The organism is Scytonema sp. UIC 10036 (genome assembly GCF_009725235.1).
Genome location: NZ_WJFC01000033.1, coordinates 1 through 10,846 on the forward strand (window position 1 = coordinate 1; position 10,846 = coordinate 10,846).

Below are 10,846 nucleotides of genomic sequence, written 5' to 3' on the forward strand. Positions count from 1 at the left end.
GGGTTAGGGTGGGGTAAAACTAACACTCAAATCTCAGTCTATTAGTAATTTCAGACTTGTATGTACACCGTAGCTCCCAAAGGGAGAGGGTAAGGTTACGGAGATTTTCTATTCACCAATGTAAAAAATTCAGTGCTTTTACGTATTTAATTGTATGGGGTTCTGGATCTAAACTTGAATTATGAGCAAATCTTACTCAGGAATTATCAGTGAACTTACTGTTACTATTATTCTCTTATCAAAGTATTAAGAAAAGTTAAAACCTCTACTATTTTTTGGTTTCTTGAATAGTATAAAGTGTCGTTTTCCCATTTCTCCTACCAACACTCCTGTGATAATTTATTTGCAAAAAGCAGGGTTTTGTCACTAAATTCTTTGTGCAAGCTTTACAAATTTTGCAGGCTTCAGAGTTAAAAATGTGATTACTAATACATAGTAAGAAGAAATGACTTTTGTTAAATAAGTATTAAGGAACTCAGTGTTGTGTTTCAGATCCCGTAATTGACTACAATGTTTATGGAACAAAAAAATCAGTATAATGGGCTAATTTATATAATACCTGTTTCCTTTGCTACTACCACAACCTTCTATAATTATTCAATTGAAAAGCTTTTGTCAATAGGGGATGGCGATCTAACGAAAAAAAAGTCACAGTCAACAAAAAGAAAATCAAATACCTAACCTTAACTGCACTCTATTAAGTATGACTTATATAAAGAACACTGCATTTTTAGAATTTCTTACGAAGATAGAAGGGGTTGACCAATTACCACAAGAGGTCATAACTGCGATCGCACAAAAAATCCAAGCCTTACGCTATCGTATAGGTCAGAAAATAGTCGGGAAAGAGAAAATACCCGATCGCATCGCCATTCTTTACGAAGGGAAAGCACGATTGTTGGGATACGACCCCCGCACGCAAATGCCAAACACCTTAAAATTGCTAGAACCGGGAACAATTTTAGGGGAAATCAGTTTGTTTCGTAATCTCGCTTGCGAAACAGCGATCGCATCCAATGAGGTTATTTGCTTAACAATAGAAGTAGCAGAGTATCTAAAATTACTTGCCAATTATCCAGCTTTTGCCCAGATTCGCCAACAAAAATCTCATCTCATTGAGATATTTGATGTCATAGGTGCTCAACCAGAAGTCCAAGCCCAAGGAGGGCTGAGTCTCAAAGAACTAGCACTCAACGCGTACAGTCGTGCCACAGTGCATTATCTCTCACCAGGAAGAAATTCATTCAATCGATTAGAAAGCGAAAAAATTTGGTTTGTCAGTGGTGGTGGGCTACTTAAAGACTATACACCAACAAACCGATTGGACGAGAGCGATGGGGACAGACTAGAGGTGCAGGGAAACAACGCCGTGCGGTTGATTGGTTTGCAATCGGAAGATTTGTTCTTCTTAAGTGAAGAACCAACAATACAAGCGCAACCAATACCCAGCGAATCTGTAGATACCGAGCTAGATATTCCCTACGCAGCCAACGAAGATTTACCCCCAGCACAAACCCCAACTTCACAGACCTCATCTAAAAGTAACAAAAAATACCCGTTTTATGGTGGAAAAGGACAATTAAATTCTGCCATTGCCTGTTTCCAAATGGTCTCGAAACATTTGGAAATGCCATTTCGTAAAGAAGTGGTTCGCCGGATTCTTTCCGATCAAATGAAACGCGGGGGGGCAATTTCCTTTCAACTTTGTGCATACCTTTCAGAACTGATTGGACTGAGAGCGCAGCTAGTGGATATCCCTACCGCTTCGGCGACACGCATTCCAACACCAGCAATGATTCGCTATGAAGACAGTTATGCCATTTTGTATGAAATTAGCGATCGCATAGCAGTTTTAGGTGTCCCCACCAAAGGAATTGTACGCCTCAAACCAGCCGAACTCATAGAGCGATTAGAAACAGAGGAAAGCAGTTACCCGCCACAAGTGAGAGTCTTGTTACTCTCACGCACCACAGCTACACCCCAACAAAGGTTCGGCATCAGTTGGTTTACCCCCTACCTAACACGCTACCGCCGAGTCCTCATAGAAGTTTTCCTAGCGTCCTTTTTCGTGCAATTGGCAGCGCTAGCAAACCCATTGGTCATTCAATTAATTATCGATAAAGTCATCGCCCAAAATAGCATGAGTACCTTACACGTTTTAGGTGCTTTGCTGTTAGTCGTCGGTTTGTTTGAAGCCGTACTGGGGACACTGCGGACTTACCTGTTTGTCGATACAACCAACCGTATAGACATGGGGTTAGGCTCAGAAATTATCGACCATATGCTGCGTTTGCCCCTGCGGTATTTTGAACGCCGACCGGTTGGAGAACTTTCCACCCGCATCAACGAGTTAGAGAATATTCGACAATTCCTAACAGGAACAGCATTAACAGTAGGGTTAGATGCTTTGTTCTCAGTGGTTTATATCGTCGTGATGTTGTTCTACAGTTGGCAACTTACAATAGTTGGCTTGGGAACAATCCCCGTGTTTGTCGTAATTACATTAATAGCATCACCCACAGTCAGCAAACAACTCCGTACCAAAGCCGAACGAAATTCCGATACCCAATCTTACTTAGTAGAGGTCATGTCAGGAATTCAAACGGTGAAAGCGCAAAACATAGAGTTACGCGCTCGTTTTTCCTGGCAAGAACGGTATGCGCGATACGTAGCAGCCGGATTTAAAACTGTCGTAACCTCAACCCTGGCAAGTTCTACAAGTAACTTCCTCAACAAACTCAGCAGCTTGCTTGTGTTGTGGGTAGGATCTTATTTAGTCCTGGAAGGAGAATTAACCTTAGGGGAATTAATTGCCTTCCGAATTATTTCAGGTTACGTAACCAGCCCCATATTGCGTTTGGCACAACTGTGGCAAAACTTCCAAGAAACAGCTTTGTCACTCGAACGCTTGAGCGATATTGTAGATACACCACAAGAAGCAGAACAAGACCGCGATAACATTCCTTTACCACAAATAGTAGGCTCAGTCAAGTACGACAATGTGTCCTTCCGGTTTGCCAGCAGCGGTCCACTGCAACTCAGCAACGTCAATATCGATATTCCAGATGGGAAATTCGTTGGGATTGTGGGACAAAGCGGTTCGGGAAAAAGTACGATGATGAAGTTACTTCTGCGACTCTACGAACCCGAAGCAGGCAGAATCTTAGTTGATGGCTACGATATTTCCAAGGTAGAATTGTACTCCTTGCGGAGACAAGTAGGCGTTGTGCCGCAAGAAACACTGTTATTTGATGGTACGGTGCAAGAAAATATTGCCCTAACCAATCCTGAAGCCACAACCGAAGAAATTATTGAAGCAGCAAGAGTCGCAGTCGCCCACGACTTTATTATGAACTTACCCAACGGCTACAACACGCGAGTGGGTGAGAGAGGTGCAGGGCTATCCGGGGGACAAAGACAAAGGATTGCCATTGCGCGTTCTGTTTTACAAAGACCCAAATTACTCGTTCTTGACGAAGCCACAAGTGCGCTAGATTACCCTACAGAACGCCAAGTTTGTCTCAATTTGGCAGAAGAATTTTCAGGAAGTACTGTGTTCTTTATTACACACCGGTTGAACACAGTTAGGAATGCAGACATTATTATTGTGATGGATAGTGCTAAAGTCATCGAAATGGGTACCCATGACGAGCTAATGGCTGCACGGGGTCATTATTTCTACCTTTATAATCAGCAAGACGTGAAACTTTAATTGGTTGGTTGTTGGTTGTTAGTAGTTGGTTGTTAGTTGTTCTACCAACCACCAACCACCAACCACCAACTACTAACCACTAACCACTAACTACTAACCACTAACCATTAACAAATACTATGACTCAACTCAATGAAAATTATCTAAACGGCAATGGCCGTAACGATCGCTCAAAGAATGGAACTAACTCACGAAAGCGAGTAACAACAGCTGACCGCAACACACCAAAAACATCTGAGACGGATGCTAGAAGATACATTAATGAAGAATTTGACCAATCCGTCGTTTTGCGCCAATCGCCATTTTGGTCGCGTACCATTATGGTGACGTTGATGGCACTAGCTGGTTTTGGAATTGCTTGGGCTTGTGTTGCTAAAATTGAGCAAGTCGTACCTGCAACGGGTCAATTAAAACCAGAAGGGACTGTCAAAGAAATTCAAGCCCCTATCAGTGGTGTGGTCAAGGCAGTTTATGTGAAAAACGGACAAAAAGTCAATCCTGGGGATTTGTTACTGCTGTTTGATTCTGTGACTTCTAATGGTGAGTTAAATTCATTAAGGAAAATTAAAGCTTCGTTAACTCAAGAAAACCAGATTTACCGCCGCTTGATAGCAATAGGTTCTGGAGTGGCTGCGGAAATGGAATTTTTGAGAGGGAATTTGCCCAAAGAAGCTGCATTTCTACTGAAAAATCGGGCAAATTTAATGGCAGAAAATGAACTGCTACGACAAGAGTTGAAAAATACGGGTGGCGTTGCGGGGATGACAACGGAAGAACAGCAACGTTTAGATATTGCTAAAAGGGAATTAGAATCTCGTGCGGCTGCAGCGTTATTAAAGGTTGAGCAAAGCCGGAGAAAATTAGCTCAAAATCAAGTTCAATTGGCAGATGCTAAAGGGAATTTGGCGATTGAACAGCAGATTTATCAAAGAATCAAGATTTTGGCAGAAGAAGGTGCGATCGCACAGCTACAATATCTCCAACAAGAAAGAAAAGTCCAAAATACACAAGCACAAATAGCAGAAATTGTCCAGGAACAACAACGACTGCAATATGAAATTGCTCAAGGGCAACAAGAAACAAAAAATACAGTTGCTGTTTCTAACAAAACAGTTCTAGAAAAGATAGCAGAAAACAAAAAGCGGATTGCAGAAATTGATAGTCAATTATCAAGAGTGTTGCTAGAAAATGAGAAGCAATTGGCAGAGATTAATAGTAAAATTCTGCAAGCTCAGACCAATATAAAATATCAAGAGTTACGTGCGCCCGTGTCGGGAGTTATTTTTGACTTACAAGCAAAAAATCCCGGATTTGTAGCCAATACAACCCAAAAATTACTCACAATTGTACCAAACGATAGCTTTGTAGCAGAGGCGTTTATTACCAACAAAGATATTGGTTTTGTTAAAGAAGGGATGAAAGTTGATGTTAGACTTGATTCCTTCCCATACAACGAGTTTGGCGATATTAAGGGAGAATTAGTTTGGGTTGGTTCAGATGCATTACCGCCCGATCAAACACATCAATACTATCGTTTTCCCGTCAAAGTTCGTTTGGCAAAACAAAGTTTAGATGTCAAAGGTAGAAGCATTTCCTTACAATCCGGTATGTCTGTAACTGCCAATATCAAAGTACGAGAAGAACGAACTGTCATGAGTTTGTTGACAGATATGTTCACTAATGAGGTGGAAAGTTTAAAACAGGTTCGTTAAGGATATTTGGTCTGACCCCCCATCTCGTTCCCAGGCTCAGCCTGGGAATGCCTTTTTGGGAGGCTCCGCCTCCTGTGGCGAGCTGCAACGCTCCGCAGAGCCTCGCAGCCTGCATTCTGTGGTAGAACCACCGGAACAAGAGAGTACAGATGAGGGGTCTCACCCCCCATTGACCAGCTGTATCCTTGGAGAAGTCGGGGATTTGACCCAACAGCAAATTTCACAATACTATAGCACTGGGGTGATAAGCTGTAATTTCAGTGTAACGAGTAAAGTCATTGGTATTGAAAGTAATAATATCGGTGACGCCATGAATACACATAGCAGCTACAAGGCGTGCATCATGCACCTTAACCCCGGATACCTTGTAGTGTACAATTAACCGTCGCCATTCAGCATGAACGGCTGCACTATCTGGCTTAAACGTGAAGTAGCGTTCTATAACTTGCGCCCTGACATCAGTTTCCTCAATTGATAGACCAAAACCGCTTCGTGTCGTTAGGGGACGGGTACATACATTCCAAAATTCTGCCAAGTTTTGCGAGGTGTAACAGATTTCCTCTCCCCGATTCAGCAAAGAGTATATAAGATTGCGAACAAGAAGGTGATTGGGATCGGAAGGAGCAATGAAGCGTAACAGGATGTTAGTATCTGCCATGTACGACATCAGTCATGGTTCCCGTAGATGCTTTCACGCGTAAACGCGAATGGTGGTAAAACAGGTATTTCTGATGCACCGGTTGTTAAGAGTTTTAAATCGTCTTCCCATTGTTGAGGATCGAAAGGACGCTTTTTCTCTTGAGGAGTCAATAAATGTTTTTGTTCTTTTGATATACCAAGCGAGGAGTGGGGTACGGATGAACCATAAATATCCCGTTCAATCAAATCGCGGATATAGGCATCTCTGTCACCACCTTTCTGACGAACCCGCTCATCAATAAGGTGTAGTAGGGGTTCGCTTATTCCCGTCACCGAAATGATGTTATTGTCCATGCTGTTTTTCCTTTCATGATGCAATGACCAAATGACATTAGAGCATTCGGTTCACTTTACCATATTTTCTCCTTCTTTAATGTAATATATTTCTGTTAAGTAGCCAACGAGTAACACAACCTGGTTCTTTTGGCTGTTTCAGCCCACTTTCTTACGATTTCACCCAAAACAGTAGAAGAAAGTGAGGATGATGACGAAATTGAGGAAGAGGCTGAATAACTGCCAATGTTTAATTTATATTTATCACAACATTATTGATGTGATTGGGCGACCTAGCATCCAGCGAAAACCCCAATCCTCCCACCCGTGCTTTCCCAATAGTGAAAGATGCTGATGATGAAAGAACATGCGATCGCGTCAGGTAATAAGCAAGTAGCTACGAGAGATTTAGGGCAACTAGTTTGGTAATTTCCAACGACTTTGGGGATTTTTGAGCGCTAAACGAGATTTTAAGGACTACACTTAAATACTATTGCAGCAGGGTCTAATGCATCTGTACTTTTAAAGAAAAGCAATCAATTGATGACAACATCAAATTATACTTTAATACGGCTACAAGAAAGGAATTCCAGAGACTCAACTAACTTTGCTGCATTTCAACTGCCACAAATGATTTTAAAACTAAGTTGGCAGAAAAATAACGGCAGATTTCGCTCAGTCATTATTCAAGCCAATGATACGCAAGATTTGTTTGGCAGGGTTACGATCTACTCGTTACTGAGTTTCTATCACAAATTAACTGTAGTGGAACTGAGGAGCATTTAGAAAGGAGTATTACTCAATCTCTTGAACGGTTCATATATAATAAGTTTAGGTTGAACAAAAATAACGCAGATAGTGATTCCCTACAGCTAGTTAGTGTCAATATCTGGTACAAAAATGCTTATTTACATAAAACAAGTTAAGGTAAGAGCGTATGACGACAACCACAACAACCGAAAAAATTCGGTGGACAACTGCCGATCTAGAGTTATTTCCAGATGACGGCAAACGTTATGAAGTTATTGACGGAGAATTATTTGTGAGTAGAGCGCCTCACTGGAAACATCAAGAAGTTTGTGTAAAAATAGGTACACAATTAGAAATTTGGTCAACTCAGACAGGATTGGGAAAAGTTGCCTTTGCACCAGGTATCATTTTTACCGATGCTGACAACGTAATTCCTGATGTGGTTTGGGCAAGTCATCAACGCTTAACAGAATTATTGGATGAAGCAGGACATTTGACAGGTGCGCCAGAATTGGTAATTGAGGTATTATCTCCCGGAGAAAAGCAGGAAAAGCGAGACCGTGAGTTAAAGTTAAAACTGTACTCAATTCAAGGAGTGCATGAATACTGGATTTTTGACCGCGAAAGGCAAAAGGTGGAAATTTACCGTAGAGAAAATGCTATTTTGAAACTAGCTGCAACTTTGTATAAAGATGATAATTTAACTAGTCCTCTTTTGCCAGGATTTAGTTGTGCTGTTGAACGTTTGTTTGGATGATAATTACAAACGCTGAATAAATTGCTTAGATTTGCTAACATCAAATCAAGGTTTCATTATACAACATCAAAGATGTATTTAAGCTATTATGAACACACAACTGGTAAACTCTTTAGTGCAAATTATCCATTCTCTCTCTCAAGAAGAACGGACGCTTTTAAATGAGCAACATGATAGACTTACACCTCAAGTTATGTCACCACCTACCTCTGATGCAGAAAATAAACAAAATTTCTTAAAGTCATTGATTGAGCGGATGCAACAAAATTCAATTCCACTCAATGCTCCTCGCTTTACACGAGATATGTTGTATGAACGCAGTTGATACCAACATTTTGTGCTACAGAAAATGCACTTTATACAGGTCAAACAACTCACCCTCTAACTTTTTATCTACCTTAGCACCTACAGATGCGATCGCACCTTTCCAACCTTCCATTGATTCTAGAAAAACCTCTGCACCCAAATATGTTTCTAGAACAGCCCAATCCAAAGATAAAGGTTTGTCCGGATTGAGGACATCAAAAACAAAATATCCCCCCTGTTTTAGTACTCTCTTTACTTCTGTCATCACGGCTACCCAGTAATCAAGGGGATAGTAGCAACTCCAACCTGTCGCGATCGCAAGATCGAATTGAGCATTATCGTATTGTAATTGGAGAGCACTCCCCAACGCCACACCTTTAAACAGCTTAGAATTTAATTGAGGACCGCGACTGTTCAAAACATCTCGTGCTACCGTGCTAATTTCTTGACCCGAAAAAAGAGCTTCCCACTCCCGCCAAGGATAAATTAAAAAGCTAACGCCACAACCAATATCCAAACAGCGCTGATTCTTGCGAGGAAGCTGTATTTCCCAAAAAGGAGAAGCAATTTTTGCGTTCAAAAGTCCCGTTACCCATTCTTGATAAATCGGCATAGATTTTACTTCTTCTGGGAGTTCTGAATCTTCATTTTTATACTGTCGATTGAAGCGAGTAGCAACAATTGTTTCGATTTCAGTATAGTCTTGATGTTTTGTAAGGGAAAGCTCAGAAAATTTAGACGGTTTCTTTTCCATAGGTTCTAGATTACAAGTAGTGATGCTCGGTTTTACAGCAATTGTCCGATTCATAGATTACATCTTTTGTCTAGTACGGGTGTCCTCGCCCGTACCACAAGAGCATAATATGGCTCATTCACTTGACAACTGCTGTAATTCAAAAGCTGACAGAGCGATCGCTTTATGATATCATAACCTTTGCGACAAAAAGCTTACAATCACAACTTTTGCGCCTTCTGCCCTCTGACGAATTATATTACTCACTTTCATCTGTGTTTAATATTGTTTTATCCACATTAGCCCTCTCTAAATTAGCTCCACTGAGGTTAGCGTTATGAAGATCTGCCTCACTTAAAGAAGCGTTAGTAAGATTTGCTACAACAAGCTCCGCCCCAGACAAATCTGCCTCATTCAGATCCGCACCACTTAAGTTGGCTTCCTTCAGAGTTGCATCACTTAAAGAAGCTTGGTTTAACTCTGCTACAACTAAGTCAGCTTGGCTGAGATTTGCGTCATTCAAGATAGCCCCATCTAAAACTGCGCCATCCAAAATTGCTTCACTCAAATCGGCTCCACTTAAATCTACATCTGTTAAAGAAGCTCGATTTAAGTCCGCGTGACTGAGACTAGCTTGACTGAGTATTGCCCTGTCTAAGATTGCTCCCTCCAGAATTGCTCCATCAAGAACGGCTGCACTCAAATCTGCTTCAATAAGGTTAGCGTCACACAAGATAGCTCCATTCAAATAAACTCCTTGCATATTGGCACGATTTAAGTTGGCTTGGCTCAAATCGGCTCGACTGAAATCTGTATCGCTGAAGTTAACCCCACTCAAATTAGCTTTTCGCAATTGAATACCTTGTAAACTTTTTCCACTCAAGTCCACGCCACTTAAGTCAACTTCACGAAAATTGCGTTCTCCAGAAGCATAGCGTTCGAGAACTTCATCAGCATTTATTGGCATACTTTTTGTTAACCTCTATATGAAGCTTGTATAGTGATTACTATCCATCTTGCTTGTTAAAACTAATAACCGTGTGAGCTAGAAGGTGTATCTGTGAGAGAGAAAATTTTCTTTTGCTTTCTCTACCGTTAGAATGATACTTGTCTCCCAAATCTAAAATCCCAAATCTAAAATCCAAAATCTAAAATCCAAAATCTAAAATCCAAAATGCTTAGACCTCAACGTATTGAACCCAACCCCGGACAAGAATCCGTTTGGGATTATCCGCGTCCACCTCGCCTTGAGGACGTAGACAAACACATCCAGATCGTTTTCAACGATGTCACCATAGTAGATACTCACAGTGCCAAACGCGTTTTAGAAACCAGCCACCCTCCTGTCTACTACATCCCACCTGCGGATATTAAAATGGAATATTTAATTCCCTTACAGCAATCGAGCTTTTGTGAGTGGAAAGGAAATGCAAGTTATTATACAGTTCGTGTTGGTGATAAAGAAGCTCGGAGTGCTGCATGGTTCTATCCCAACCCCACACCCGCCTTTGCATCAATCAAAGACTATGTAGCTTTTTACGCACACCCTATGGATGGTTGTTACGTTAATGGAGAGAAAGTACAGCCTCAACCAGGCAATTTCTACGGCGGTTGGATTACAAGTGATATCGTTGGACCATTTAAAGGTAGCCCTGGTTCTTGGGGTTGGTAATAGGAGCCCCCACTTCTCACTGATGCTTTACCAGATTAAAGGAATGCTAGTAAGTGGGGAAACCGCCCCACATTTGCTGTCTTATTTCTGCAATATCCGCATCCGTAATATCAACTCCTCGCCACAACCCCCGTAAAGATTTACGCTGTTTAGCTTGAGATGCAGTTATCTCTCGCTTAATTTCAGGAGCCACTTTCTCTACCAAACGCTTAGCTCTAGCTAACTGCATTAT

Annotated in this window: 11 protein-coding genes; 6 read left to right on the top strand and 5 right to left on the bottom strand. The window is 41.3% G+C overall.

Annotated features, from left to right (window positions below; all coding sequences use genetic code 11):
- The first annotated feature begins 703 nt into the window (after window positions 1–703).
- The gene (locus F7734_RS17400) at window positions 704–3,712 is read left to right on the top strand and encodes a peptidase domain-containing ABC transporter (protein ID WP_155745868.1); all 3,009 of its coding nucleotides are present in this window, start codon (window positions 704–706) and stop codon (window positions 3,710–3,712) included.
- A gap of 119 nt (window positions 3,713–3,831) precedes the next feature.
- Entirely contained in the window at window positions 3,832–5,424 is a 1,593-nt protein-coding gene (locus F7734_RS17405) for an HlyD family efflux transporter periplasmic adaptor subunit (protein ID WP_155745869.1), read from the top strand.
- Between the two features lie 220 nt (window positions 5,425–5,644).
- Here F7734_RS17405 and F7734_RS17410 read toward each other — a convergent pair whose 3' ends face one another.
- Together F7734_RS17410 and F7734_RS17415 are read right to left on the bottom strand one after the other, a co-directional pair.
- Entirely contained in the window at window positions 5,645–6,082 is a 438-nt protein-coding gene (locus tag F7734_RS17410; protein ID WP_243146936.1) for a PIN domain-containing protein, read from the bottom strand.
- A gap of 8 nt (window positions 6,083–6,090) precedes the next feature.
- On the bottom strand, window positions 6,091–6,417 hold the full coding sequence (locus F7734_RS17415; protein WP_155745871.1) for a hypothetical protein: 327 nt from the start codon (window positions 6,415–6,417) through the stop codon (window positions 6,091–6,093).
- 522 nt (window positions 6,418–6,939) lie between these two features.
- Here F7734_RS17415 and F7734_RS17420 point away from each other — a divergent pair.
- The 3 genes from F7734_RS17420 (at window position 6,940) to F7734_RS63560 (ending at window position 8,228) form a co-directional block, all read left to right on the top strand.
- Complete coding sequence (locus tag F7734_RS17420) at window positions 6,940–7,182, top strand: hypothetical protein (RefSeq protein ID WP_155745872.1); 243 nt, start codon at window positions 6,940–6,942, stop codon at window positions 7,180–7,182.
- Between the two features lie 151 nt (window positions 7,183–7,333).
- Window positions 7,334–7,903 (top strand): Uma2 family endonuclease, encoded by a 570-nt coding sequence (locus F7734_RS17425; RefSeq protein ID WP_155745873.1) that lies wholly within the window; start codon window positions 7,334–7,336, stop codon window positions 7,901–7,903.
- A gap of 88 nt (window positions 7,904–7,991) precedes the next feature.
- Window positions 7,992–8,228 (top strand): hypothetical protein, encoded by a 237-nt coding sequence (locus F7734_RS63560; RefSeq protein WP_155745874.1) that lies wholly within the window; start codon window positions 7,992–7,994, stop codon window positions 8,226–8,228.
- 15 nt (window positions 8,229–8,243) lie between these two features.
- Here the strand turns inward: F7734_RS63560 and F7734_RS17435 are convergent, their stop codons facing one another.
- Window positions 8,244–8,963 (bottom strand): class I SAM-dependent methyltransferase, encoded by a 720-nt coding sequence (locus F7734_RS17435; protein WP_155745933.1) that lies wholly within the window; start codon window positions 8,961–8,963, stop codon window positions 8,244–8,246.
- Window positions 8,964–9,201: 238 nt separating this feature from the next.
- Window positions 9,202–9,909: a pentapeptide repeat-containing protein gene (locus F7734_RS17440; RefSeq protein ID WP_155745875.1), complete on the bottom strand. Its 708-nt coding sequence runs from the start codon at window positions 9,907–9,909 to the stop codon at window positions 9,202–9,204.
- Window positions 9,910–10,116: 207 nt separating this feature from the next.
- Here F7734_RS17440 and F7734_RS17445 point away from each other — a divergent pair, with 207 nt between their 5' ends.
- The gene (locus tag F7734_RS17445; RefSeq protein ID WP_155745876.1) at window positions 10,117–10,614 is read left to right on the top strand and encodes a DUF427 domain-containing protein; all 498 of its coding nucleotides are present in this window, start codon (window positions 10,117–10,119) and stop codon (window positions 10,612–10,614) included.
- Between the two features lie 46 nt (window positions 10,615–10,660).
- Here the strand turns inward: F7734_RS17445 and F7734_RS17450 are convergent, their stop codons facing one another.
- Window positions 10,661–10,843: a hypothetical protein gene (locus tag F7734_RS17450; protein WP_155745877.1), complete on the bottom strand. Its 183-nt coding sequence runs from the start codon at window positions 10,841–10,843 to the stop codon at window positions 10,661–10,663.
- Window positions 10,844–10,846 lie beyond the last annotated feature (3 nt).